A 26,043-nucleotide genomic window follows, 5' to 3' on the forward strand; every position below is an offset into this window, starting at 1 on the left:
CGAATAACTACTGTTTACCCCAAAGCAAAAGCTGGGGTCAGACCCGACGGGTCTGACCCGTATTCATTACTTCGCCGTCGCCGCCACCGGCGTCGCCTTGGCATCCGCGCCATATGGCAAGACCTTGGAAGCCATGCGCGTATCGGCCTTGATCAGCGCCACTTCATCGGCCAGGATGCGCGCCGCTTCGTTCAGCAGCACGTCCTTGGCGCTCTTGGCGGCCGTCTCGGCATCGAGCTCGGCGCTCAGGGCCCGCTCGTCGCCCTGCAAGCCGTCGTCGGTGCGCAAGGCGCCCTTCACGGCGGCGATCTGCTTGGCCGTCTTGCTGGCCGCTTTCGCCCCCTTCAGCACGTCCTTCGGATCGGGAATCACCACCAGGTCGTCGGCAGGATTCGAAATCTGCGCGATCAGGCGTTTTTCACGGGCCTTGGCGCGCGCTTCCTGGGCATCGCGCTCCTTGCGGCGCACGGTTTCATTGAGCGAAATCTGGTTTTCCTTGCGCTGCTTGACGACGAGGGCGATGTCATCGAGCAAGTACTGGAAATCCTTGTCCTTGGCCACGCGCGCTTCATGCTTCTTGTCCAGCAGCGGCACGATATCCTTCAGGTCGCCCGTCGGCATATACGATGCCGGCTTGATGGCCACCCATGGCAAGGCATTGTCATAGCTCGATTCGCCGAAGTTTTCCGTGTCCGACATGGCTGGCAGCTTGATGTCGGGGGTGACGCCGCGCAACTGCGTGGTGCCGCCATTGATGCGGAAGAACTGGGCGATGGTCATTTTCAGCTCGCCGAAGCGGGCTTTCTCGCTGCCGCCGAAACGGTCGAGATTGAACAGGGTTTGTACCGTGCCCTTGCCGAAGCTGCCTTCGCCGATGATGACGCCACGGCCGTAATCCTGCACGGCGGCGGCGAAAATTTCGGAAGCGGAAGCGGAACCGCGGTTGATCAGCACGCCCATCGGGCCATCCCAGGCCAGGCCCGTATTGGTATCGCTTTCCACGTCGACCTTGCCTTCGGCATTGCGCTGCATCACGACAGGGCCCTTGTCGATGAACAGGCCCGTCAGTTCGACGGCTTCGTTCAGCGAACCGCCGCCATTGTTGCGCAAGTCGATCAGGACGTTGTCGACCTTGTCCTTCTTCAACTCGGCCAGCAAACGGCTGACGTCGCGCGTGGCGCTTTTGAAGTCTTTGTCGCCGCGGCGGCGCGCTTCGAAGTCCTGGTAGAAGGTCGGCAGGGCAATGACGCCGATGCGGCGCTTGACGCCGTTGTCGCGCACTTCGATGATCGATTTCTTCGCCGCCTGCTCTTCCATGCTGATTTTCTTGCGCACCAGCGGCAAGACGACGTGCTTGGCGTCCGGGCCGGCGTCGGCCGGCAGGATGTCGAGGCGCACGACGGAGTCCTTGGCGCCGCGGATCAATTGGACCACGTCGTCGATGCGCATGCCCAGCACTTCGGTGATGGGGCCGCTTTCGCCCTGCCCCACGCCGACGATGCGGTCGCCTACTTTCAGCTTGCCCGACAGGCCGGCCGGGCTGCCCGGCACGACTTCGCGCACCACCGTGTATTCGTCGCGCGTCTGCAGCACGGCGCCGATGCCTTCGAGCGACAGCCGCATGGCGATGTCGAAGTTATCCGACGCGCGCGGGCCCAGGTAATTGGTATGCGGCTCGATCGACATGGCGTAGGCGTTCATGAAGATCTGGAACACGTCTTCGCTGTTGAGCTTGCGCGCACGGGTCGTGTAGCTTTCGTAGCGCTTGTCCAGCGTTTCGCGGATGGCCTTGTCTTCCTTGCCCGCCAGTTTCAGGCGCAGCCAGTCATTCTTGACGCGCTTGCGCCACAGGTCGCGCACTTCCTCGTCATTCTTCGGCCAGGCGGCCTTTTCGCGGTCGATCTGGTAGCTCTCGTCGGCCGTGAAGTCGAACTTGGTTTTCAGCAATTCACGGGCATACGCCATGCGCTCGTCGAAACGCTGCTGGTACAGATTGTAGATGGCAAACGGCGCCGTCAGGTCTTCATTGACGATGGCGTCGTCGAGCTTGGTGCGCAGCGGGGCGAAACGGTCGATGTCGGCCTGCACGAAAAACAGTTTTTCCGCGTCCAGGGATTTGAAATAGCGGTCGAAGATTTTCTCCGACATGGCGTCGTCGAGCGGCATGGCCTTGTAATGGACGCGCGTCAATACGCGCGATGCCCACAAGGCGGCCTGCGTTTGCTGGGCCAGTGGCTTCATGGGTAGCGGAGGAGCGGCGCTCTTGTCCGTCTGGGCTGCGCCAGCGTGGGCTGACAGGGCAAGCACCAGGGTGACCAGCATCATTTGCTTCTTCATCGGCTTCTCCGAAAATTAGTTGAATCAATTCCAGGCGGCGCAACATTCATGCGCCAGCCAGCAAGACAGTAAGGGGAATACACGACTGGTCTGCATATTATTCTACAGGATACGGCCTGGCAGTCTCCCAAGGAATATCAGTTTCTTCCCGGAAGCTTAAACGCGGATTAAGGACGATGCCTCATTCATTACAAAGTGAAACATTCGTGACAAAAATTGCATCGCCCATCAGCGGCGAAGAGCAAAAATCTTCATTGAAATCAAAAAAGTCAATGAGTCGCTTTTGCGATCCTTGATATGGATGATGTTTTTGCGCGAAATATTGATTCCTGCGGGAAACACTTAGTAACAAAAGGCAAGCAACATGCTATCATCGCGCCCTGAAATCCAGCTTGCCCGTGCGCGGCTCCCACAGCCGGCGCGCCTCCGTTTCAACAGTATTCCCCACCAGATCCCCTCCCCGCGTGTCATGTCATGACCAGGAATGGCCGAGCTGATTACCCTTTGCCAGACTCAAACTATGCCTACAATTTCGTTCTCCCCCCGCCACTGGAGTGTCGGCGGCAAGATTACCGTGTTCACCTTTGCCCTCGTCAGCCTGATCCTCGCCAGCCTGACGACCTTGATCAGCATCCGCACCTCGACCGCCCTGGAACAGCGCGCCGAAGCGGCCGTCACCAGCGAGCTCAATAGCGTCATGACGACCACGCAAGTATTCCATACGGCCATGGTCAACGAGGCGGCCAGCTTCGCGCGCCTGTTCGCGGCCGAATTTCCCGGCCCGTTCACGGTCGACACGGGCGCCATGGTGGCCGTCGCCGGCAAAGCCACGCCCGCGCTGGCCAACGGCGGCAAAGTGCTCAACCTCGACACGGCCCTGGTCGACCGCTACACGGCCCAGACGGGCGTGATCGCCACCATTTTTGCCGCCAATGGCGATGAATTCGTGCGCATCAGCACTTCGCTGAAAAAGCAAGATGGCGAACGGGCCATCGGCACCCAGCTCGACCACAACCACCCCAGCTATGCACCGCTGCGCGCGGGCCAGCGCTTTGTCGGCATGGCCACCTTGTTCGGCAAGCAATACATCACCCAGTACGACCCCGTGCGCGACGCGGGCGGCAAGGTGGTGGGCGTGCTGTTCATCGGCCTCGATATCAGCCAGAATCTGGCCATGCTGAAAGAGAAGATTCGCCAGGTCAAGATCGGCCAGACGGGCTACATCTATATCGTCGACACGGCTCCCGGCGCCAACTACGGCCACCTGGTGCTGCACCCGAACAGCGAAGGCAAGAGCGCGCTCGAGTTCAAGGCCAGCGACGGGCGATTGTTCATCCAGGACATGCTGGCGCAAAAAGACGGCGCCATGCGCTACACGTGGACGGCGCCCGGCGAAACGGCTGCCAGCGCGCGCGAAAAGCAGCTGTATTACCGTCAATTCAAGGATTGGCAATGGATCATCGCGGGCGGCACGTTCACGGACGAGATCACGGCGGAAGCGCGCCAGTTGCGCAACCAGTTGGCCGCTTCCGGCTTCATCGCCCTGCTCGTCTTCGCCCTGCTGCTGTACTGGCTCGTGCGCACCCTCGTGTCGCGCCCGCTGGCCGCCGCCGAAACGGCCGCCGCGCAGATCGCCGCCGGCGACCTGACGGTGCACCTCGATACGACCAGCCTGGATGAAATCGGCCGCCTGCTGCGCGCCATGAACCGCATCAGCGACAACCTGTCGCAAGTGGTCGGCAACGTGCGCGGCAGCGCCGGGCAAATCGCCACGGCGTCCGGTGAAATCGCCAGCGGCAATCTGGATCTGTCGAGCCGCACGGAACAGCAAGCCAGTTCGCTGGAAGAAACGGCCGCCTCGATGGAGGAGCTGAGCTCCACCGTGCGCCAGAACGTCGATCACGCGCAGCAGGCAAGCCGGCTGGCGCACGACTCGTCCAGCCTGGCCGCGACAGGCGGCGCGGCCGTGGCCCAGGTGGCCAGCACCATGGATGCCATCCGCAGCTCCTCAAGCAAGATCGCCGACATCATCGGCGTCATTGACGGCATCGCCTTCCAGACGAATATCCTGGCCTTGAACGCGGCCGTGGAAGCGGCCAGGGCCGGCGAGCAGGGACGCGGCTTTGCCGTCGTCGCCACCGAGGTGCGCACCCTCGCGCAGCGCTCGACGGCGGCGGCGAAAGACATCAAGGACCTGATCCAGGCGTCCGCCAGCACAGTCGACCTGGGCCACGCCCAGGTGAGCCAGGCCAGCGCCACCATGGATACCGTGGTGGCCAGCGTGCGGCAAGTGAGCACCATCATGGCCGAGATCGCGCAGGCGAGCGAAGAGCAGCGCAGCGGCATCGAGCAAGTCAACCAGGCCATCGCCCAGATGGATCAGGTAACCCAGCAGAACGCGGCCCTCGTCGAAGAAGCGGCCGCGGCCGCCGACGCCTTGCAGGAGCAGGCGCAGGAGCTGAACCAGGTGGTGAGCGTGTTCAAGCTGTAAAAGCGGGGCCGGTGCTAAGATGGCGCATACCACCTTGCCAGGAGACGCAATGCACGACGACTATGTTTTGATTGCCCGGCTGATGATCCCCACGGATGCGCACGTCATCCGCGGCTGCCTGGCGGCGGCCGGCATCGACGTGCTGCTGACGGACGACCAGCACATGCAGGCCGACATGCTGCTGGCGGCCGCCATCGGCGGCGCCCGCGTGATGGTGCGCGAGCACGACGTGGCGCGCGCCAATGACATCCTGGCCGCCTTCGAACGGGGCGACCTGACCTTGTCGGATGATGCCGATGTGGGCGCGCCCGTCGCCGATTAATTTACGAGTAGAAACAGCGCCCGCACGCCTGGCGGTAGGCTTCATTGCCGCCTATGCTGATCTGCTCGCCTTCCTTGATGCGGCGGCCCTGCTCATCCACGCGGATGTTCATCGTGGCTTTCTTGCCGCAAGTACAAATATTCTTCAACTCCTCGATATCGTCGGCCAGCGCCAGCAGGTAGGCCGAGCCGGGGAACGGTTCGCCCTTGAAATCCGTGCGCAAGCCGTAGCAGATGACGGGCACGCCCTTCACTTGCGCCAGCTGGTGCAGCTGCTGCACCTGGGCCGTGCTGAGAAATTGCGCCTCGTCCACCAGCAAACAGGCCACCTGGGGAATATCGTCGAGGAAATTCGTGTCGGCGTGGAAGATGTCGACCTGGCGCTGCGGGCCCAGGCGCGAGGTGACCCGGCCCACGCCGTAGCGGCTGTCGATGGCGGCCGTGTACAGGCGCACCTGCTGGCCCTGCTCTTCATAATTGTGCGCGACCTGCAACAAGGCCGTCGACTTGCCCGCGTTCATCGCGGAATACCGGAAATAAAGTTTTGCCACTGCCGCCTGCCCTGTCTGTCTGATTATTCTGGATACTGTTTAGCACCTTTTCGAGGCGTGATTATAAATCGCAATGGCGCGCTTGCGGCAGCTTAATAGTCGCGCCATTGGCGCGGCAAGCGGGCAAAAAACGGCGCATACTCGTATCGCGAACCTTGCCGCCGATATGCGAAGCGCGCATATGCAAGCATATAAACATTCGTTCGCCGCACTCGTCCACCCGCCTACACTGCGCGGCACGGAAGGCGGCTCGGGACACAATCCGGAGCCGTTGTTTCTCTGACAGGAGCCACCATGAATGATCGAATGCCATCCCCATCCCAGCCGCCAGCGCTATACAAGCTGATCGGCAATACCCCGCTGGTCGAAGTGACCAGGCTCGACACGGGCCTGTGCCAGCTGTTCCTGAAACTGGAATCGCAAAATCCCGGCGGTTCCATCAAGGACCGCATCGGCCTGTCCATCATCGAGGCGGCCGAAGCGGACGGCCGCCTGCAGCCGGGCGGCACCATCGTCGAGGCGACGGCCGGCAATACGGGCATCGGCCTGGCCCTGGTCGGCCGCATCAAGGGCTATCGCGTGATTCTCGTCGTGCCCGACAAGATGTCGACGGAAAAAGTGCTGCACCTGAAAGCCCTGGGCGCCGAAGTGCACACCACACGCTCGGACGTGGGCAAGGGCCATCCCGAGTACTACCAGGACTACGCGGCGCGCCTGGCGCGCGAACTGCCGGGCGCCTTCTTCGCCGACCAGTTCAACAATCCCGCCAATCCATTGGCCCACGAAACGACGACGGCGCCCGAAATCTGGGAGCAAAGCGGCCATGACGTGGACGCCATCGTCGTCGGCGTCGGCTCGTCCGGCACCCTGACGGGACTGACCCGCTACTTTCGCAAGGCGCAGCCGAAGCTCGAATTCGTGCTGGCCGACCCGCAAGGCTCCATCCTCACCGAATACATCGACACGGGCAAAGTAGCCGACACGAGCGGCTCATGGGCCGTGGAAGGCATCGGCGAAGATTTCATCCCGGCTATCGCCGACATGGACAGCGTCACCAAGGCCTACACCATCACGGACCAAGAAAGTTTTGATTCCGCGCGCGCCCTTCTGCGCGCCGAAGGCATCCTCGGCGGGTCTTCCACCGGTACCCTGCTGGCCGCCGCCCTCAAATACTGCCGCGAGCAGACGACGCCGAAGCGCGTCGTCACGTTTGTCTGCGACACGGGCACGCGCTACCTGTCGAAGGTCTACAACGATGGCTGGATGCGCGACCAGGGCCTGTTGCAGCGGGCCGTGTCCGGCGACTTGCGCGACCTGATCGGGCGCCGCTACGACGAAGGCGACGTCGTCAGCGTGGCGCCGGGCGACACCCTGCTCACGGCCTTCAACCGCATGCGCGCCAGCGACCTGGCGCAGCTGCCCGTCATCGATGGCGGCCAACTGGTCGGCATCATCGACGAATCGGACTTGCTGCTGCACGTCTCGGGCGACGCCGCGCATTTCGCCTCGCTGGTGGGCGCCACCATGACGACGCAGATCGAAACGCTGGCGCCTTCGAGCGGCTTGCCCGCCCTGCGCGCCACCCTGGACCGGGGCTTGACGGCCGTCGTTGCCGACGACGCCGCCTTCTATGGCCTGATCACCCGCTTCGACCTTCTCAACCACTTACGCAGGACACTATCTTGAGCCAGGAAACCACCCGCAAGAGCCGCCTCGCCACGCGCGTCATCCACGCCGGCCAGTCGCCCGACCCGTCGACGGGCGCCATCATGCCGCCCATTTACGCCACCTCCACCTTCGTGCAGGACAGCCCCGGCGTGCACAAGGGCCTGGACTACGGCCGCTCGCACAATCCCACGCGCTGGGCGCTCGAGCGCTGCGTGGCCGACCTGGAAGGCGGCGGCGCGGCGTTCGCGTTCGCCTCGGGCCTGGCCGCCATTTCGTCCGTGCTGGAATTGCTGGACGCGGGCAGCCATATCGTCGCCGGCGACGATATGTACGGCGGCACCTACCGTTTGTTCGAACGGGTGCGCCGGCGCTCGGCCGGTCACGAATTCACGTATGTCGACCTGACGAATCCAGAAAACCTGCTGGCCGCGCTGCGCCCGGAAACAAAGATGGTGTGGGTGGAAACGCCCACCAACCCGATGCTGAAACTGGCCGACTTGCGGGCGATTGCCGACATCTGCCGCGCGCGGGGCATCATCGCCGTGGCCGACAATACTTTCGCCAGTCCGCTCGTGCAGCGCCCGCTGGAACATGGCTTCGATATCGTCGTGCATTCGACCACCAAGTATTTGAACGGCCACTCGGACATCATCGGCGGCATCGCCATCGTCGGCGCGGAAGAACGCCAGGCGGAATGGCGCGAGCAACTGGGCTTTTTGCAAAACTCGGTGGGCGCAATTGCCGGCCCGTTCGACAGCTTTTTGGCGCTGCGCGGCGTGAAAACCCTGGCCATCCGCATGCAGCGCCATTGCGAAAGCGCGCTGGCCCTGGCGCAATGGCTGGAACAGCAGCAGGAAGTGAAAAAAGTCTTCTATCCGGGGCTGGCTTCGCATCCGCAGCACGCGCTGGCGCAGCGCCAGATGGACGGTTTCGGCGGCATCATCTCGATCGACCTCGATACGGACCTGGCCGGCGCGCGACGCTTCCTCGAGCGCTGCGAAGTATTCGCCCTGGCCGAAAGCCTGGGCGGCGTGGAAAGCCTGATCGAGCACCCTGCCCTGATGACGCATGCCAGCATCCCTGCCGAACAGCGGGCCAAACTGGGCATCGGCGATGGCTTGATCCGGCTGTCGGTGGGGATCGAGGATATCGAGGATTTGCGCCACGATCTGCGCACGGCGCTCGATGCGATTTGAGTGGGGGATTGTCGGATTACGCTGCGCTAATGCGACCTACTGCTACGAACTTGATGCGTTTTAATGCGGTGCTTGTCGGATTACGCTGCGCTAATCCGACCTTGTATTATTCCCTTCATGCCGTTCGTGATATTGCGAACGGTATCGACCGCTGTCAAAATCTTGGTAGGCATATCAAGACCGGGTAACTGGATGCCGTATCCGCCCTTAGGCTTCGAGCCAGTTTCGTAGATCTCGCACCAGTTACCCATCCTCAATGTCAAGATCGGACAGTATCTTTGGCACCGGCATGCCGGTTAGCCCGCATTCACAAGGTAGATCGCAAGAGGAGCACAGCATGTTTAATCTGGGAATCGACGTTGCCAAGGCAAAGCTCGACTGCGCGCTGCGCCTGCCCAATGGCAAGCATCGTAACAAGGTAGTAGACAACAATGACAAAGGATACACCGAGCTGCACGCATGGCTACTCAAGCATGAGGCCGGCAGCCCGCGTGTGTGTATGGAAGCGACCGGCACCTACTGGGAAAGGGTGGCCGAATATCTGGCGGGACGGGGCATGCTGGTCAGTGTCATCAATCCGGCGCAGATCAAGGCCTTCGGCGCTTCGCGCCTGGTGCGCACGAAAACGGACAAAGTCGACGCGCAGCTGATCGCCGACTTCGCCCATGAACGCCAGCCCGAGCCATGGCTGGCGCCGTCGCCGGCCGAACAGGCACTGCGCGCCATGGTGCTGCGCATGGAAGCCTTGCAAGCCATGCGCCAGCAGGAAAGCAATCGGCTCGATGTGGCGCGTGCAGCGGTACGCCAGGGCATCGTCGATCACATCACCTGGCTCGATGGCCAGATCAAGGAACTGATCCGAGCCATCAGACGGCATATCGATGACGACCCGGATTTGCGCGGCAAGCGTGAGCTGCTCGACACCATTCCTGGCCTCGGAGAGCGGACAATTCCGGTGCTGCTGTCCTACTATGCCAATCCCGAGCGCTTCGACAGCGCCAAGCAAGCCGTGGCGTTTGCGGGACTCGACCCGCGCCAGCACGAGTCTGGTTCCAGCGTACGTGGCAAGCCACGCATGTCGAAGGTCGGCCATAGCTTCCTGCGCAAAGCGCTGTACATGCCCGCCATGGTGACCGTGTACCGGACAGCCTGGGGCAAGCGCTTTGGTCAGCGCCTGCGTGCTGCTGGCAAGGCAAAGAAACTGATCATCGGCGCCATGATGCGCAAGCTGGTGCACGTGGCATTCGGCGTGCTCAGGTCGGGAAAAATATTTGATCCGACCTTGCACGCCGCTTGACGGGGATAACAGTATCTACATGCAACATGTAGTGTAGGTCGGATTAGCCCGCAAGGGCGTAATCCGACGCACCACCAACATCACTCCCCCGGCCGGTACCTGCGCTCCAGGTGCCTGCTTACGTCCTCGGGATAGAACAACACCTCCTTGAACTCGCCGCGCGCATACATGGCCGCCTGATCCTTGAAGTGGGGCGATGTCGGGTCGCCGCTCTGGCCACCGGCGAGGATGCTTTTCGCCCTGACGCGCGGGCCGAATTCCACGGCCGCGACAAAGCTGTTGCCACGCTCGCCGTAAATCCTGCGCGTGGTACTCTTGCTGCTCTGTCCATACGCGGCCAGCGCGCCCCAGTTGCCTGACGCGTAAGGCACCGGCAAACTGGCTTGCGCATCGTCGAAGGGCTGGACCACGTCACCCGTCAGGCGCTGGAAGCGGTTGATTTCGCCCCACGGCGTTTGCCAGTTGCCGAAATCGCGTTGCAATTTGTCCGCCGCCGTCGCCAGGGCAGCCAGCCGCTGGGCCGCCGTGACCTTCTCGGTCGCCAGAAAATCGACCACGGGCACGCCCTGCTCGCGCGCCTGCTTGCCCGCCAGTTCGGCCAGTTCCTGGCCCCAGAATACGGCCAGCGAAGTGGCGGTGGACGTCAGCGCATAGCGCCAGTCCCAGGCACGCAGCAGAGCCACCTTGTCGGCCAGCGCCAGCTTTTGCGCATCGCCCTCAGGCAGCGCATCGTATGCCGCGAACAGCGGCGGCAGCAAGGATTCGAAAGCAGTCAGTTCGCTGTCGTAGGAAGCGGCGATCAGGCTGTCGAGCGTGAAATCCTTCTTGTTCTGGAAAACCTTGACGGCATGCAGGCCGCGCGCGTTTTCCCCATACACGGACATGTAGGCCGGATAGTCCTGCTGGCGCGGGCTGTTGGCGCCGGCCGCCGAATACGGCCAATTGTTCGTGTTCTGTATCCAGCCATTTTTCGGATTGAACAGGGTGATGGTCTGCGCCACCGTGTGCAGCCCTTTCCATTCCGTGGCCGGGTCGCTGCCGTCGACGGGCTGCTTCCAGTTGAAGCGCGGGTCGCGCACGGGGATGAAATTGCCGTGAAAATAGGCGATATTGCCATCCGCATCCGCGTACACGGTATTGTTCGAGGAATTCGTGCGCAGTTCCATGGTCTGGTAGAACGCCGCGTAATCGCGCGCCTTGGTGCGCGCATACGACTGCGTGAGCGCCTCCAACGGTTCGTTCATCAGGCGCACGGCCACCCAGCGTCCATCCTGCGCGCGCACGATGGGGCCGTGGTGGCTGTAGTAGACGGTGATGGTTTTCGAGCCCATGCCGCCGTTCGCCAGTTTATATGGCAAGGTGATCGGCACGGCTTTCAAGGGACGCAGGCCGCCGTCATAGCGGTAGAACCATGCGCCATCCTTGTCGACGATGCTTTCCAGGTATTCGTCGATGACGTCGCCGCCGCCCGAGGTATGCATCCAGCCAAGGCGTTCGTTGAAACCCTGGTAGACGAAGAACTGGCCCCAGGTGACGGCGCCATATGCATTCAGGCCTTCGCCGCTGGTGACCTGCACTTCGGGACGGAAGTAGAACGAGGTGTGCGGGTTGATCATCAAGAGCGCATGGCCATTTTTCGTGATCGCGGGCGCGATGGCGAAGCCGTTCGAGCCGCTCGGCTCAGGCTCCAAGCCAGTTTCCACGCTGGCGAGCGCCACGGTGGCGGGCCTGGCCTGCTGGCCGTAAAACGCTTCGAGCTGCGCCAGGTTGACCGATTCGATATCGCCGCCGATGCTGCCCTCGCTGAAGCTCAAGGCCATCCACGGCTCGAAATGCGTGATCAACCTGGGTTTGACGTGCGGATGCGTGGCCAGGTAAAAATTCAGGCCGTCGGCGAACGCATCCATCAACTTGCGCAGCCACAGCGGGCTGGCGCGGTACTGCGCCTGCAGCTCAAGCGGATCGATGAAAAGCTTCATGCGCAAGTCGCGGTACAGCTCCCGTTCGCCCTCCACTTCCGCCAGCCGCCCCATGGCGTTGATGTAATTGAGTTCCACGCGGGGGAAATCGTCCTCGGCCTGCGCATACATCAGGCCAAAGACGGCATCCGCATCCGTCTTGCCCGTCACATGGGGCACGCCCCAGGTGTCGCGCGCGATGCTGACATGGGCGGCCTGCGCCTGCCAGCGGGCCATGTCCGCGACAGAAACGGCGGGCGCCGCCAGCACGGGAGGAGCGGCGACGGCGCCGCAGGCGATGGCGGCAAACAAGGCACGGCGAGCTGGCATGCACTACTCCTATAATCAGGATGCGTCGATGAGGGTGGCTATCCGCTGGTTGAGTTCCACATTTTCCGCCTGCAGCTGCGCCACCTTCTGTTTCAGGCTGGCGATCTCGCCGCGCAGGCGCTCCGCTTCGGACGGCGCCTGGGCTGCATTCTCGGCCCACGGCTCGTTGCCCGTTTCCGGCGTGTCCTGCGACACGTGGGGCGCTTTCGGCTCGCGCGGCGTGCGCGTGGCGGCGCGCTGTTCGCGGATTTCCTTGGCCGCCTGGCGCAGCAATTTCTTGCCACCGGCGACGGCCGCCACCTGCTCTTCCGGCGGCAGGGACGCCACGGTGGCCGCCGCGTTGATGGAGATCGTGCCCGAACGGACGGCTTCCACCAGTTCCGGCGACGCGGCCTTCTGGATTTTCTCGATCTGGCTGATCTGGTTGCTGCTCAGGCGGGCCGCCTTGGCCACTTCTTCGCGCGTGCTCATGGGGGGCTTGGGCGCGTTTTCGCCTTCGGGCGCATCGGCCGCGCTGACGGGTGCCGGGCTGCGCGCGGCGACGATTTCCTTCTTGCGCAAGGCCAGCACGCCGCGCTGGAAGTCCGACACGCTGCGGCGCGCCAAATGATTGTCGATCATCCACAGCATGACGTCGTCGAGCGAGCTAAAGCTGGTGTTCTGGATGGTCTTGAATTCGATGCCGTGCTGGCGGCAGATGGCGTAGCGGTTATGCCCGTCGATCAGCACGTCGTTCCACAGCACCAGCGCATCGCGGCAGCCTTCGGCCAGCAAGCTGCGCTCGAGCGCCGCGTACTCGCTGGCGGTGAGCGGGTCGATATACGACTGCAGCACCTGATTGATAGTGATATTCATGGTTGTCCTCAATATTGCGGCGCGATGGTCCGCGCCGGCACGAATGCTACACCATCCGCCATGCCTGGCCGGGTAAAATCACGGCGGCACAGCTCATACAAAAATACGGAACATGAAAAGAAAGTACGCCACCGCGATCATTTTTGGCGTTGCCGCCATCGGCTTCACCTGGGTCAGCCCCTACATCGCCATGTACCGCATCAGCATCGCGGCGAAATCCGTGCGCCTGGAAAACCTGGCGCAGCAGGCGGACCTGCCCGCCGTGCGGGCCAGCGTGGCGCGCCAGCTGCGGGCGGCCGGCGAGACGGCCAATGAAGACGATTTCAAGGAAATGCTCGACACCATCGTCTCGCCCCCCGGCATCACGACATTGATCATGCACGGCAAGCAGGGAGCGGACGGCAAGCGCCACGACTTCGGCATGGCGTACCGTTCGTGGAATGAGGTGGTGCTGCGACGTAGCGGCGCCGGCCCCGCCGCCAGCCAGTTCCTGCTGCGCCGCCACGGCATCTGGGACTGGAAACTGACGGACATTACCTTGCCGCCAGAATTACTCTGAGAAAACTTGATCCAAAACAACACTTACCTAAACCGCTATATTGATTTTGAGAAATATTATGTAGAATGCCAACACTTCAGGCGCACGGGTTCGCCAGGGATCCGAGAGATCGCAGATGAAAAGAATGATGCTTCTCGCTGTAGCGGTACTGGTCGCGCTGGCCGGCGTCTTCTATGGCAGCCCGTATGTCACCATGAACAAGATCCGTGCGGCAACCATGGAGGAAGATACGCAGGCGCTGGCCGAGCAGATCGACCTGCCGCAGCTGCGCGGCAGCCTGGGGCAGCAACTGCATGCCCTGTTCTCGGCGCCGGAAGTGGCCGACGACATCAATCCCGACGTCATCGATCCCCTGCTCGACACCATGCTGATGCCCGAAGGCATCGTCGCCTTGATGAAGCTCAATGACCGCTATGAAAAACCGCTCGCCAAGGTCAGCGACATCAGCGGCCGCCAACGCAACACCAAGCCCGACTACAAACTGCGCTACACCTCCTGGAACAGTGTCGTCGTGCAGCGCGCCCACAGCAAAAGCCACATCGGCGAACTGACCCTGACGCGCGACGGCCTGTGGAGCTGGAAACTCACGTCGGTGGCGCTGCCGAAGAATCTGCTGGCCGACGCGTAAAACGGCCGCGCACTGCTATCATCTGCCCACCCACATTCCTTTGGAGGCAGCATGACTGACCTGGTACACCACGCACTCGCCCACGCGGCCAAACCGGCCACCACACCCTGGGTCGTCACCCTGGTCAGCGGTGAAAAGCTGACGGGACCCATCACCGCGCTGGCTGACGGCTGTTACGCCATCGGCCTGGGACAAATCAAGTATTTTTCCAGCGACAAGGTCGCCAGCCTGAATGTATCGGGCGCGGGCGCGTTCCCCATCTGATGACGGGATCGAGAAGGCCGGACGCCACGGATCTGGCGGCGCAGCTGCAGGCGCTGGAAGCGGCGCTGCAAAGCCAGGCCGTGCGCGCCGACAGCGCCAGGCTGGCGGCACTGCTGGCCGACGAGTTCGTCGAATTCGGCAGCTCGGGCACGCTCTGGACGCGCGCGGCCACCCTGGCGGGCTTGCCGGCGGAAGACTTTTGCCCGCGCAGCATCAGCGATTTCCAGGCCCGCTTGCTGGCACACGATGTTGCCTTCGTTACCTACCGTTCGCAACGGCACGCCATGGGCGTCCTGCCCGCCAGCGCCAGCTTGCGCAGTTCGCTGTGGACGTGGCGCGACGGCCGCTGGCAGATGACCTTTCACCAAGGTACGCCGATACCCGCTTGAACAAGTATTCCATGTCAAAAAGTTGTTTTTTGGCACGCAAAATTTGATTGATCTACTGAATTTTTTGTGCAACAATGAATTTAATAAATAAAACAAATAAATCATTGAAATTGGTTTTTAAGTAAAACGATCCTCACACCACGAATCCGTGTTTTGGATAGAGAAGCACTGCGCAGGGAACGACAGGCTACCAGGCAAGCGCCTGCCACCCGCCCCGCGCAAGCCCCCTTTCTAATCGTCACACGTATTTTGGGAGAGACATCATGGATAAATTCACCGTACGCACCCAGCTCACTCTGGCTTTCGGCCTGCTGGTCTTTTTCCTCATCGGCATCTCGACCCTGTCCGTGCGGAGTTTTTCCACCTTCAACACGGGCTTTGACCAGTATGTCAACGGCATCACGGCCCGCGCCAACACGGCGCACCGCGTACGTGATGCGATCGACATGCGTGCCGTGGCGGCCAGGAACCTGGTGCTCGTGACCAAGCCGGAAGACCTGGAAATCGAACGCAAGCAGGTCTTGCAGGCGCATGCCGACGTCGTCAAGAACATGCAGCAGCTGCTGCAGCTGGCCCAGCAGCCAGGGGTGTCGGACGACGTGCGCGCCATCATCAACAAGATCGACGGCATCGAAAAGCGCTATGCTCCCGTGGCGCTGGGCATCGTGGACCTGGCGCTGCAAAAGAAAAACGAACAGGCCATCGTCAAGATGAACGAGGAATGCCGTCCGCTGCTGGCCGCCCTCGTCGCCGCCAGCAATGAATATTTCGCCCTGACGGACCAGCGTTCCGCCGTCATCTTGCAGGAAGACAACGAACGCTACATTCTCAACAGAAATATCCTCATCGGCGCCAGCTTGCTGTCCATCGTCCTGGCGGGCCTGGCCGGCTGGCTCATCACGCGCAGCCTGCTCAAGGCGCTGGGCGCCGAACCGAAGCAGCTGTGCGACGCCGTCAGCCTGCTTGCCGCCGGCGACCTGACAGGCAAACTCAGCGTTGCACAGAACGATAACCTCAGCGTGCTGTCGGCCCTGCAGCGCATGCAGGAGTCGCTGACCACGGTCGTGTCGTCCGTGCGCCAGGATTCCGACACGGTTTCCCTGGCCGCCGAGGAAATTTCCACCGGCAATAACGACCTGTCGCTGCGCACGGAACAGCAAGCCAGTTCACTGGAAGAAACCGCTTCCTCGATGGAAGAACTGACCAGCACCGTGCGCAAGAATGCGGAAAATGCCCGCGAAGCCAATGTGCTGGCCACAACGGCATCGGACGTCGCCAGCAAGGGCGGCGCCGTGGTGGGACAAGTGATGGGCACCATGGAGCTGATCAGCGAATCGTCGCGCAAGATCGTCGACATCATCAGCGTCATCGACGGCATCGCCTTCCAGACCAATATCCTGGCCCTGAATGCGGCCGTGGAAGCGGCGCGTGCCGGCGAACAGGGCCGCGGCTTCGCCGTCGTGGCCACCGAGGTGCGCGGCCTGGCCCAGCGCAGCGCCAGCGCGGCCAAGGAAATCAAGGCGCTGATCGACGATTCCGTGAGCCGCGTCGATGCCGGTTCCCGGCTGGCGGCGCAGGCGGGCACGACGATGTCCGAGGTGGTCGCCAGCGTCGCCCGCGTCAGCAACATCATCGCTGAAATCACGGTGGCCAGCCAGGAACAGTCGGCCGGCATCGAGCAGATCAATCAGGCCGTGACGCAGATGGACAGCGTCACGCAACAAAACGCATCGCTGGTGGAAGAAGCGGCGGCCGCGGCCGAATCCTTGCGCGACCAGGCCAGCCACCTGGTGCAAACCGTGAGCATCTTCAAGACGCACGACAGCCACGTGGCGGCGTCCGCGCCAGTATCAGCGCCAGCACGTGCCAGCCACAAGCCGCTGCGCCTGGTACCGGCGCCGGCCAGCAGCAGCGTCAAGCGCCAGCCCGCACCGGCAAAACACCGTTCCGTACAAGCGGAAGCCGTGACGGCCGGCGACTGGGAAGAGTTTTAATTGAGCAAACCGGGCATGCGGCCACATGCCTGGCGTCACTTGCACGGGGAGATAGCCGCCGGCGGCGCCTCCCCTGTCGCGCGGCAACAACACGCCCCTCCCCCAAAAAAATCCGCGGCAGCTGTTGTATTTCCAGTGCCCTGGCACGGGCAGCACCGCAAAAACCATCGCTCTTCTTGCGCTCCCGCAGGAAACCCCATCGCCATAGCCGCCCGTTTTTGCGCCCGCACAAGCCTGCCGGCACTCCACTATGCACCCGCCAGATATTGACGACAAATACGATTTTTTTTGTGCATTCAGTCGAAACGGATATGAATAGTCGCCGCTGGAAAATGGCATGAATACCAAAACTTTCCGTGCTAGCATGATTTTTCGTTCAGCTGGCCAGCGCCAGCTTGCATGCCCCCAATAACCTCGACCGACAGGAGCCGTTTCATGATGACACCGCATGCCAGCACAGTACGCCACACCCTGATTGCCCTGGCAATCGCTGCCGCCTTTCCTCTGCAGGCAATGGCGCAGGACAGCGTCCCGGCGCCAGTGGCCGACGCGCCTGCCGCTCCGGCGGCACAGGCCGGTCCTGGCCAGCTGGAAACGGTGATCGTGACGGCGCAGCGGCGCGCGGAAAACATCAAGGACGTGCCGATGTCCATCGCCACCCTGAAGGGCGACAAGCTCGACACCCTGACGGCCGGCGGCGCCGACATCCGCTTCCTCAACAGCCGCTCGCCCAGCGTCTCCGTCGAGTCCGATTATGGCCGCACCTTCCCCCGCTTCTACATTCGCGGCCTGGGCAATACCGACTTCGACCTGAACGCCTCGCAGCCGGTGGGCCTGGTGATGGATGACGTGGTGCAGGAAAACGCCATGCTCAAGGGTTTTCCCGTGTTTGACGTCGACCAGGTCGAGGTGCTGCGCGGGCCGCAAGGCACCTTGTTCGGCCGCAACTCGCCGGCCGGCGTGATCAAGTTCGATTCCGCCAAGCCCGTCTTCAAGACGGAAGGCTACCTGAGCGGCGGCTTCGGCAAGGATGGCATGAAGAATCTGGAAGGCGCCTTCAACGTGCCCGTCAGCGACACCGTGGCCCTGCGTTTTTCCGGCCAGACCCAGCGCCGCGACGACCGCGTGCACAACCCGCGCCCCACCGGCACGCGCGACTTCGAAGGCTATGAAGACAGCGCCGCCCGCCTGCAGGTATTGGTCAAGCCCACGCGCGACTTCACTGCCCTGTTCAACGTGCACGCGCGCAACCTCGACGGCACGGCCACCTTGTTCCGCGCCAATATTCTCAAGCAGGGGACCAACGACCTGGTCGACGGTTTTGATTACGATAACTATCCGACCGACGGCATCAACCGCCAGCACCTGAAAACCAAGGGCGGCAGCATGCGCCTGAAATGGGACCTGCCCGGCGTCACCCTGCATTCGATCACCGGCTACGAAAAACTCGATTTCTTCAGCCGCGCCGACGTCGACGGCGGCTATGGCGCCGTGTACGCGCCGCCGATGGGCCCAGGCTACATCCCCTTCGTCGTGGAAACGGCCGACGTGATCCCCAACCACAAGCAGATTTCGCAGGAATTCCGCGCCGAATCGTCTGCCCGCGGCCCGCTGCAATGGATAGCCGGCCTGTTCTACTTCAAGGAAGATATCCAGATCGACAGCATCAGCTTTGACAGCCTGGCGCCCGGCAATCCGCAAAACAGCGCCTACGCCACGCAAAACCAGAGCTCGAAGTCGTACGCGGCCTTCGGCTCGCTCAACTACACGGTCTCGGACGCCCTGAAACTGCGCGCCGGCCTGCGCTACACGAGCGACAAGAAGGATTTCTCGGCCAAGCGCGTGGAAGCGACCACGGCCGGCCCCTTCGACCTGCACGACACTTCGCACAACGTCAGCTGGGATTTGAGCGGCACCTATGTGCTCACGCCGGCAACGAACGCCTATGCGCGCATCGCCACCGGCTACCGCGCGCCGTCGATGCAGGGCCGCCTGAACGGCCTGGCCGACCGCCCTTCGTTTGCGGGCGCGGAAAAAGCCCTGTCCGTCGAGGCCGGCATCAAGCAAGACCTGTTCGACAAGCGCGCGCGCCTGAGCCTGGCCGTCTTCCAGTACCGGGTCAAGGACAAGCAACTGACGGCTGGCAGCGGCGCGGTCAACATGAACCAGCTGATCAACGCCGACAAGGCCACGGGCCGTGGCGTGGAACTTGACTTCCAGGCCAACCTCAGCGATTCGCTCAGCATGACCCTGGGCGGCAGCTACAACCACACGGAAATCCAGGACAAGAAGCTGTTCGTGCAAAGCTGCGGCAACGCGCAAAACAACCCGGCCAGCGGCTGCACCGTCACCGATCCGCTGGGCCCGTTCAAGGGCACGGCCTACATCGACGGCAACCCGCTGCCGCGCGCGCCGGAATGGCAAACCAACTTCACCCTGAAGTACAGCATTCCCCTGGCCAACGGCGAGTTCTACGCCTACACGGACTGGGCGTATCGCACCAGCTACAATTTCTTCCTGTATGAAGCGAAGGAATACAAGGCCAAGGAACTGCTCGAAGGCGGCTTGCGCGTCGGCTACAAATGGGACAAATACGAAGTCTCCGCATACGGGCGCAACATCACCAACCAGATCCAGTCGCTGGGCGCGATCGATTTCGACAACCTGACGGGCATCGTCAACGAACCGCGCACGTATGGGGTGCAGTTCAAGGCGACGTTTTGATGGCGGGTAGATAAACCGGACAGCGTGGCTCAGGCACAAGATGGCGTATTGAGCATCACCTGTGCTAGAATCTCGCCGCGCTGCCCGGATGGTGAAACTGGTAGACACTGGAGACTTAAAATCTCCCGCCTGTAAGGGCGTGCCGGTTCGATTCCGGCTCCGGGCACCAAGAACTCAGCCGTAAAAATCCAAGAACGTCCAAAAACCCGCCTTCGTCATAGGAGAGCGGGTTTTTTGTTGTCCATGTTTGTCCATCGGCGTACATTCAAAGCGATGAATTTTGTTGGTACTTTTTGCTGGATTTGGGATTTTCTCTAAAAAAATACCATCAGGGAGTGCGCCATGCCACTGTCCGATCTGCTTATCCGCCATGCCGTCTACAAGGGCACGCCCAGCGGCGACAAGTATCCCGACCTGTACGGCATGTACCTGCTGGTCACCCGTACGGGCAAGTACTGGCGCATGAATTACCGCCATGCAGGCAAGCAAAAAACGCTGGCGTTCGGCGTCTACCCCCGCGTGAGCCTGGCCCAGGCGCGGCGCAAGGCCGAAGACGCGCGCAAGGCGCTGGCCGAAGGAATCGATCCGAACGGCGTCAAGCGCGCGCAGAAGGCCGAGCAGCGCAGCGCCGCCCTGAACACCTTCGACAAGCTGGCGCGCCAGTGGCTGCTCACCATCCAGCGCAACGGCAGCGCCAGTACGCAAAAGAAAGTCGGCAACTGGCTCGAAGGCGACGTCATCCCCTACCTGGGCAAGATGCCGCTCAACACCATCCGCCCGCGCGACGTGCTGCGCGTGGTGCAGCGCGTCGAGGCGCGCGGCGCGATCGATTCGGCGCACCGCATCAAGCAGCTGTGCGGCCAGGTGCTGCGCTTCGGCGTGGCGATGGACCTCGTCGAGCGCGACGTCACGGCGGACCTGAAAGGCGCATTGACGCCGGTGCCAAGAACGCACTACCCGGCACTGACGGAACCGGGCGATGTCGCGCCGCTGCTGCGCGCCATCGACGGCTACCAGGGCCACGCCACGGCGGTGGCGGCGCTGAAACTGGCGCCCATGCTGTTCGTGCGTCCCGGCGAACTGCGCGCCGCCGAATGGAGCGAAATCAATCTCGATGCCGCCGAGTGGCGCATCCCGGCCAGGAAAATGAAAATGCAGCTCGAACACCTGGTGCCGCTGCCGACACAGGCCGTGGCGATCCTGCGCGCGCTGCAGCCAGTCACCGGCGAAGGCCGCTATGTGTTTCCCGGCCTGCGCAGCGGCCAGCGCTGCATGAGCGAAAACACCATAAATGCGGCGCTGCGTTCCCTGGGCTATGCCAAGGAAGTCATGACCGGCCACGGTTTCCGCGCCATGGCCCGCACCATCCTCGACGAAGTGCTGCAAGAGCGCGTGGACCTGATCGAGCACCAGCTGGCGCACAGCGTCATCGACCCGAACGGGCGCGCCTACAACCGCACGGCGCACCTGCCTGCGCGCCGCGCCATGATGCAGCGCTGGGCCGACTATCTCGACGCCCTGCGCGACGGCGTCGCCACGCCTCCAGCCTGACGGCGACGCCCGCCTGGAGAAAGAAAACCAGCGGCGGCGCTGGCCGGAACAGGTGCCGCGCCACGCGCGCATGTCGTCGCCGCGCCACGATAGGCGACACGGCGTGCGTCCACCCACATCCGCCGTCGTCCTGTTTCGCGACAGCGCCCGCGCTGTTTGATATCGCGTAAGAAAAGCGGCTGGCCCGCGGCTACATTCAAAGGCGGGGAGCCGCGGGCGCGTGGGCTGGCGAGGAGCAAGCCATGTTTTCGCTTCGCTCAAACCGGCTTGCCCTGCGGGGCCATCCTCGCTGCGCTCGCCCACCACGCCAGGAGCATCGATGCACGCCGAGACCACGCCACGCAAGCGACAAGGCGGCCGCCCGAAGGGCGACCCGGCCGCCGTGCGCGGCGCCACCATCGGCGTGCGCGTCTCGGCCGCCGAACATGCGGCGCTGCTGGAACGCGCCGCCCGCATGCAGATGCGTCCCGCGCAATGGCTGCGCGCCGCAGCGCTGGCGCGCGTCTTGCCCCCGCCACCCGTCGCCGCCATCAACCGCGAACACTACGTGGAACTGGCCCGCCTGGCGTCCAACCTGAATCAGTTGACCCATCTCGCCAACGAGGGTGGCCGCGTCGCCGTGAACGACGCCCTGCTGCAGCGGCTGATCGCGGAAACGCGCCGCCTGCGACTGGCACTCTTGGGCGTGAAGGAGCAGGACGATGATCGCTAAGGCCATCAAGGGACGCGGCTTTCGCGGCGTGCTGGCGTATGACCTGGGCAAGGAGCAGGCGCGCGTGATCGACAGCAACATGACCGGCCGCACGCCGCGCGAACTGGCGCAGGAATTCGGCGCCGTGCGCAAGCTGCGCCCAGGCTTGGGCAAGGCGGTGCTGCACGTGTCGCTGTCGGCCGCGCCGGGAGAGCAGCTGTCCGACGCACAGTGGACGCAGATCGCGGGCCGCTATCTGGCGGGCATGGGCCTGGACGACAACCAGTACCTGCTGACGCGCCATGCCGACACCCGGCATGAACACGTGCACCTGCTGGTCAACCGCGTGCGCTGCGATGGCGGCGTGGCCAGCGACAGCCACGACTACCGGCGCCAGGAAATCATCATGCGCGCGGTCGAACGCGACTTCGGCCTGCAGCAGCTGCGCCCCTCCGTCGAGGCGCCGCGCCGCGCGGCGAGCCGGGGCGAAATCGAGGCAGGCCTGCGCACCGGCGTCGCCTCGACGCGGCAGCGCCTGCAGCAGCTGTGCGACGCCGCCATCACCGGCTGCGCCAGTTTTACCGCTTTCATGCAGCGCCTGGCGGCGGCGGGCGTGGCGCTGGTGCCTGTAACGCAGCGCAATGACAGCACCCTGGCGGGCCTGTCCTACCGCCTCGATGGCGTGCTGATGAAGGGCAGCGACCTGGGACGCGGATACAGTCCCATGGGATTGGCGAAACGAGGAGTCCACTATGACAAAGAGCGAGACCTTGCGGCAGTTGGCCACTGCCGAGAACACGGCGCAGCTGGACGCGCTGGCGTGCAAAATGGCGCAGCTGCACCAGGCGAAGCTGGCCAGCGCCGAGGAACTGGCGGCGCTTCTGGAGCCGCTAGCGCAGGCGATGGCGGCACTGACGGACGAGACGCGCCAGACGATGCAGCAGCTGGGCCTCGACGGCACGCGCCAGGGGGAACAGTTCCGGCGCCAGATCGAGACGGCGACGAGCGCCTGGCGCAGCGCGGAGCAAGCGGCACGCGAGAGCGTCCAGGCAATCGACTGCAGCAGCCGTACGCTGTCGCAGCGCCAGTACCTGCTGGCCGCGCTGGTGGGCATGATGACGGGGCTGCTCGCCAGCGCATTGTGGCTCTGTCTGGCACCTGCCCCCAGGCTGCAGAACGTGCTGGACGCGCAGCAGCTGGCCGCGCTGATCCGGCCCGCGACCGCAGCCTGGAAGCCGTGCGCGGGCAAATGACGGCACTGGGCTGCGCGCAGTTCATCGTCAGGCTGGTGCAGGCAAGGGACGGCAAGCAAGAGACGCGGCAGTGGAGCGGGCTGGAACTGCTGCGCAGCCTGGCCTGGCTCAAGCGCATGAATGCGCGCGGCTACGACGTCACCCTGCGGCCGGCAGGCCAGCATGGCCTGGTGTTGCTCGACGGCCTGCAACAAGACGACTTGCAGCGCCTGGACGCGCGCGGCTGGCACAGCGCCGCCGTGGTGGAAGTGCAGCATGGCCGCTTCCAGGCCTGGATCAAACTGTCCGTGCACCCAGTCGCCGACGCCTTGCGCGGCCAGGCGGCATCCCGCCTGGCATCCGACCTTTGCCGCAGTGGCAGCGCCATCACGGTTGCCGAATGTGGCGCGCTGGCCGGATTGACCTGCCACGCATCGGCCATGGCCGAAGGGCAAGCGGCACGCTATGCGCTGCTGCACGCATCGAGTGGAGCAGTGGCAGCCGCCGCAGCAACCGGCCTGGAGCGCATGGCGCACCCGCCTGACCCGTCGCCACCGCCCAGACTGGCCATGCCGCAGGGCGCCGTCCGGAAGCGCTCAGGCGGACGCGCCAGATAACCGGCATACCGGTGCTGGCGGCCTGGGCAGCGGCGTTCCCGCTTGCATTTCGACATGGCGGCGACTGTCTGGCGCGTGGGGAATCATTTGCACGGGCGTAATAATACGTGTAGTTTTCCGTTTGACAATTTGCTATTCTCGGGGGGGGCGGCTATCGGCTGCGGATTCAACCGGTCAACGACGGCAACCGGCCAGCAGCAGACATTGACGCATATGTGCTTAAAGGGATATGACGTGGGTAATTTGAATGAAGGTGCCAAGGAAGCACGCAGTGAGATCAAACGCTTCCAGGAATACATCAATGCGCCGAGTTTGGTGCCAGACCAATGCTACCGCATGGCTAGTCCGACTTATGGGTTAGTGTGCTATGTGAACCAAGTTACGGCTCTATTCTTGAGCAAGAACTACTCCGTGATTCCAATCTTTCTGAAGAGGTCATACGATGCGCTTTTGGCAGTCACTCATGCTCGAGTAAGTGAGCCATACCGGAATCTGGTCATCCATTATCTTAGCCACGTTGCTCATTTTCTGGTTGATTACTCTTGCCTAGACCAAGATACGGCGAGCAATATTGAATTTATCCCACCGGCACTGCTTGAGCTTTCGCCTAGTTCGTTACCTGCAGACTTGTACGTAGCAAATGAGTTCTGAACGGAATTACTTGCATGATTATTATTGAAGTGCCGTTTTCGGCCAGTTGCAGACAGTGGTTAGCTGACCCGAGCACCTAGCCACGGAGACCGAAACCCTGCAAGGAGCATAAGTGGATTTCGCGGAACTAGCTTTTAGAAGAATTGATGATCGGCAGCTAAAAGCTGACGCCTATGTTGATTGGGCAAATGAGTTGCTTGAAGGAGGTCGTGACGTCCCCAGCATTTGGGAGTTGGCGGCCTACCGCTGGGATGCCTATATTGATCCTGATCAAGTTGAACGGTTATTTCTGTCATGCGTAGGCGACCTGGGGCTCGAATTGCAGAGTGAATGGTACGTCGCTCTTTGCGCATATTCAAGCAGCTTATGCGAGCGAATGTTGCGTGGTATTACGCAACCGTGGGACTGCTTGATTGAAATGCTGACTCTCGCAGACGATCACAATGAACCGTATATTCATTGGATTTGGATAGACCTTTCACGTGACCTTGAGCCGATAGAAAGAAGAAGATCAGATTACATTTGCTTCAATGGCACATTGGACCTTAAGAAATCCGATGACTGCATACGCATGGTCGCGCAGCAGTTCATCGCCCTTTGCACGTTACCTCTTTCCGAGAAATTCCCATGGGTTTGGCTATGTCAGGAATGCGGTGCGGTTGGCGAGGAGAGTACCTTTACCGAGGCAAAGGCTTGTTTGTGTACAAAGTGTGGAACTACCTTTGCGATGAAAAACATGCGTTTCTTCGAGCATCGAGATGAACTTGTTAGGCGCTGCGCGGCGAAGTGAACTGGGACCACGGCTGGCGCGACCATGTTATCAATGGCCAACCCGATGTCAGCTACGCGGCGGATGCTTAGTGAACGAGTACAATCGGCCAGCAGCGGCCATTCGAAGCAGCGTGACAATGTGTGAGATTTTCTGATTGGCAATCCGCTATGCTCTGGTGCCGCTACCGGCCAGAAGCAGACGCTCAAAGTAGCGTGGACGAATCTTGGCTGAGCGGTTCCCAGCACCTCTCCCACGCCGCTTAAAACTCTTAATGTTTGAATATGATCCTTCGTTTAATAGTGTTGCTCATTACCTTCGCCGTTCACACTTGTTCGACCGCCGCGAGTGATCAGCAGTCGGCGCCCGCTCGTATCGGGCAGGTCGTCATTGATATGCCGATGGGGCTTAATGGGCCAGATCGTACCTCCCCCAATCCCTCGTCTGAACTGCACGTCTACTTTTCGCAGAAAGGTATACCGCCGACTCTCCTCCAGCTAACGAGAGTCGTTACTCCAGAAGCGCGTCCCGATCTAACTGAGAAGGTCAGGTATGAAGTTGCGACGCATTTCCTAAAAGGCTTACTGCACACGTTTAGCACGAACGTACAAGGCTGGCAGGTTTCGTCTATTGAGCGGGTGAAGGTCGGAGTGAATTCGATGGCAAGGGCCAAGTGGTCGGGCAGCTACCATGGAATTCCGACCCAAGGAGAAATGTACCTCCTCGTACTCGGCAAAGAAGGATACTGTTTTCATACCTTCGGCCAATCCAATGTTCAGAACGATACTTTGAAGTCATCAGTTAAGGCGATCAACGAACTCCGCATCGACAACGGAAAGTGAGCGCGGCAACTTCCGCTTTGGGGCGTAAGCGGACACCGCAATACAGAAGCAGCCACCTCAAAAAATCGCAGTAGTTTCGGCCATGCTTTTCAAGAAGGTATTCCCTCACTGCTGATGCTTGCAGGAAC

21 protein-coding genes, 1 tRNA gene and 1 pseudogene are annotated in these 26,043 nt (G+C 62.2%); 19 read left to right on the forward strand and 4 right to left on the reverse strand.

From position 1 onward, the window contains the following. Positions 1-66: 66 nt before the first annotated feature. Complete coding sequence (locus CLU90_RS07615) at positions 67-2,337, reverse strand: carboxy terminal-processing peptidase (protein WP_100427596.1); 2,271 nt, start codon at positions 2,335-2,337, stop codon at positions 67-69. Between the two features lie 520 nt (positions 2,338-2,857). On the opposite strand from CLU90_RS07615, the gene CLU90_RS07620 reads away from it, so the two are divergent. Both CLU90_RS07620 and CLU90_RS07625 read left to right on the forward strand, forming a co-directional pair. Then, positions 2,858-4,828 carry a methyl-accepting chemotaxis protein gene (locus CLU90_RS07620; protein ID WP_198511169.1) on the forward strand — a complete coding sequence of 657 codons (1,971 nt, stop codon included), beginning with the start codon at positions 2,858-2,860 and terminating at the stop codon, positions 4,826-4,828. A gap of 49 nt (positions 4,829-4,877) precedes the next feature. Further along, positions 4,878-5,150 (forward strand): putative signal transducing protein, encoded by a 273-nt coding sequence (locus tag CLU90_RS07625; RefSeq protein ID WP_100427597.1) that lies wholly within the window; start codon positions 4,878-4,880, stop codon positions 5,148-5,150. A 1-nt stretch (position 5,151) separates the two neighbouring features. Here the strand turns inward: CLU90_RS07625 and CLU90_RS07630 are convergent, their stop codons facing one another. Further along, positions 5,152-5,700 carry a thymidine kinase gene (locus CLU90_RS07630; protein ID WP_086136657.1) on the reverse strand — a complete coding sequence of 183 codons (549 nt, stop codon included), beginning with the start codon at positions 5,698-5,700 and terminating at the stop codon, positions 5,152-5,154. Positions 5,701-5,994: 294 nt separating this feature from the next. Between CLU90_RS07630 and CLU90_RS07635 the strand changes: the two genes are divergently transcribed. The 3 genes from CLU90_RS07635 (at position 5,995) to CLU90_RS07645 (ending at position 9,861) form a co-directional block, all read left to right on the forward strand. Then, positions 5,995-7,386 carry a pyridoxal-phosphate dependent enzyme gene (locus tag CLU90_RS07635; RefSeq protein ID WP_442906678.1) on the forward strand — a complete coding sequence of 464 codons (1,392 nt, stop codon included), beginning with the start codon at positions 5,995-5,997 and terminating at the stop codon, positions 7,384-7,386. Further along, positions 7,383-8,564: a trans-sulfuration enzyme family protein gene (locus CLU90_RS07640; RefSeq protein WP_092709731.1), complete on the forward strand. Its 1,182-nt coding sequence runs from the start codon at positions 7,383-7,385 to the stop codon at positions 8,562-8,564. Before CLU90_RS07635 ends, CLU90_RS07640 begins: the two co-directional genes overlap by 4 nt. A gap of 337 nt (positions 8,565-8,901) precedes the next feature. Then, a complete protein-coding gene (locus tag CLU90_RS07645; protein ID WP_100427598.1) occupies positions 8,902-9,861 on the forward strand; it encodes an IS110 family transposase in 960 nt (319 codons plus the stop codon). 80 nt (positions 9,862-9,941) lie between these two features. Here CLU90_RS07645 and CLU90_RS07650 read toward each other — a convergent pair whose 3' ends face one another. Together CLU90_RS07650 and CLU90_RS07655 are read right to left on the reverse strand one after the other, a co-directional pair. Then, a complete protein-coding gene (locus CLU90_RS07650; RefSeq protein WP_100427599.1) occupies positions 9,942-12,149 on the reverse strand; it encodes an acylase in 2,208 nt (735 codons plus the stop codon). Positions 12,150-12,164: 15 nt separating this feature from the next. After that, complete coding sequence (locus CLU90_RS07655; protein ID WP_100427600.1) at positions 12,165-13,004, reverse strand: hypothetical protein; 840 nt, start codon at positions 13,002-13,004, stop codon at positions 12,165-12,167. 112 nt (positions 13,005-13,116) lie between these two features. Here CLU90_RS07655 and CLU90_RS07660 point away from each other — a divergent pair, with 112 nt between their 5' ends. From CLU90_RS07660 to CLU90_RS07715, 14 genes and pseudogenes are all read left to right on the forward strand, one after another. After that, complete coding sequence (locus CLU90_RS07660) at positions 13,117-13,563, forward strand: DUF2939 domain-containing protein (RefSeq protein ID WP_092709737.1); 447 nt, start codon at positions 13,117-13,119, stop codon at positions 13,561-13,563. 124 nt (positions 13,564-13,687) lie between these two features. Then, entirely contained in the window at positions 13,688-14,191 is a 504-nt protein-coding gene (locus tag CLU90_RS07665; RefSeq protein WP_157808771.1) for a DUF2939 domain-containing protein, read from the forward strand. Positions 14,192-14,242: 51 nt separating this feature from the next. Continuing rightward, entirely contained in the window at positions 14,243-14,455 is a 213-nt protein-coding gene (locus tag CLU90_RS07670; RefSeq protein ID WP_092709745.1) for a hypothetical protein, read from the forward strand. Beyond that, complete coding sequence (locus tag CLU90_RS07675; RefSeq protein WP_100427602.1) at positions 14,455-14,844, forward strand: nuclear transport factor 2 family protein; 390 nt, start codon at positions 14,455-14,457, stop codon at positions 14,842-14,844. Before CLU90_RS07670 ends, CLU90_RS07675 begins: the two co-directional genes overlap by 1 nt. A gap of 263 nt (positions 14,845-15,107) precedes the next feature. Further along, the gene (locus tag CLU90_RS30100) at positions 15,108-16,838 is read left to right on the forward strand and encodes a methyl-accepting chemotaxis protein (RefSeq protein ID WP_100427603.1); all 1,731 of its coding nucleotides are present in this window, start codon (positions 15,108-15,110) and stop codon (positions 16,836-16,838) included. A 438-nt stretch (positions 16,839-17,276) separates the two neighbouring features. After that, the gene (locus CLU90_RS07685; protein WP_100429398.1) at positions 17,277-19,562 is read left to right on the forward strand and encodes a TonB-dependent receptor; all 2,286 of its coding nucleotides are present in this window, start codon (positions 17,277-17,279) and stop codon (positions 19,560-19,562) included. A gap of 82 nt (positions 19,563-19,644) precedes the next feature. After that, a tRNA-Leu gene (locus CLU90_RS07690) sits at positions 19,645-19,731 on the forward strand. Between the two features lie 173 nt (positions 19,732-19,904). Next, a complete protein-coding gene (locus CLU90_RS07695) occupies positions 19,905-21,113 on the forward strand; it encodes a tyrosine-type recombinase/integrase (protein WP_100427604.1) in 1,209 nt (402 codons plus the stop codon). A gap of 319 nt (positions 21,114-21,432) precedes the next feature. After that, positions 21,433-21,825 (forward strand): plasmid mobilization protein, encoded by a 393-nt coding sequence (locus tag CLU90_RS07700; RefSeq protein ID WP_100427605.1) that lies wholly within the window; start codon positions 21,433-21,435, stop codon positions 21,823-21,825. Then, positions 21,815-22,228 (forward strand): annotated as a pseudogene (locus CLU90_RS30205) (relaxase/mobilization nuclease domain-containing protein); the annotation flags it as partial. The gene CLU90_RS07700 and the pseudogene CLU90_RS30205, both read left to right, overlap by 11 nt. 478 nt (positions 22,229-22,706) lie before the next feature. Next, positions 22,707-23,057, forward strand: a complete 351-nt coding sequence (locus CLU90_RS30210) for a hypothetical protein (protein WP_442906736.1) — start codon at positions 22,707-22,709, stop codon at positions 23,055-23,057. A gap of 650 nt (positions 23,058-23,707) precedes the next feature. Then, the gene (locus tag CLU90_RS29170; protein ID WP_157808772.1) at positions 23,708-24,304 is read left to right on the forward strand and encodes a hypothetical protein; all 597 of its coding nucleotides are present in this window, start codon (positions 23,708-23,710) and stop codon (positions 24,302-24,304) included. Positions 24,305-24,416: 112 nt separating this feature from the next. Next, positions 24,417-25,094, forward strand: coding sequence for a hypothetical protein (locus tag CLU90_RS29175; RefSeq protein WP_157808773.1), 678 nt, complete (start codon positions 24,417-24,419; stop codon positions 25,092-25,094). Between the two features lie 263 nt (positions 25,095-25,357). Then, positions 25,358-25,915 (forward strand): hypothetical protein, encoded by a 558-nt coding sequence (locus CLU90_RS07715; protein ID WP_100427608.1) that lies wholly within the window; start codon positions 25,358-25,360, stop codon positions 25,913-25,915. The last annotated feature ends 128 nt before the right edge of the window (positions 25,916-26,043 follow it).

Source organism: Janthinobacterium sp. 67 (genome assembly GCF_002797895.1).
Taxonomy (GTDB): Bacteria; Pseudomonadota; Gammaproteobacteria; order Burkholderiales; family Burkholderiaceae_D; genus Janthinobacterium.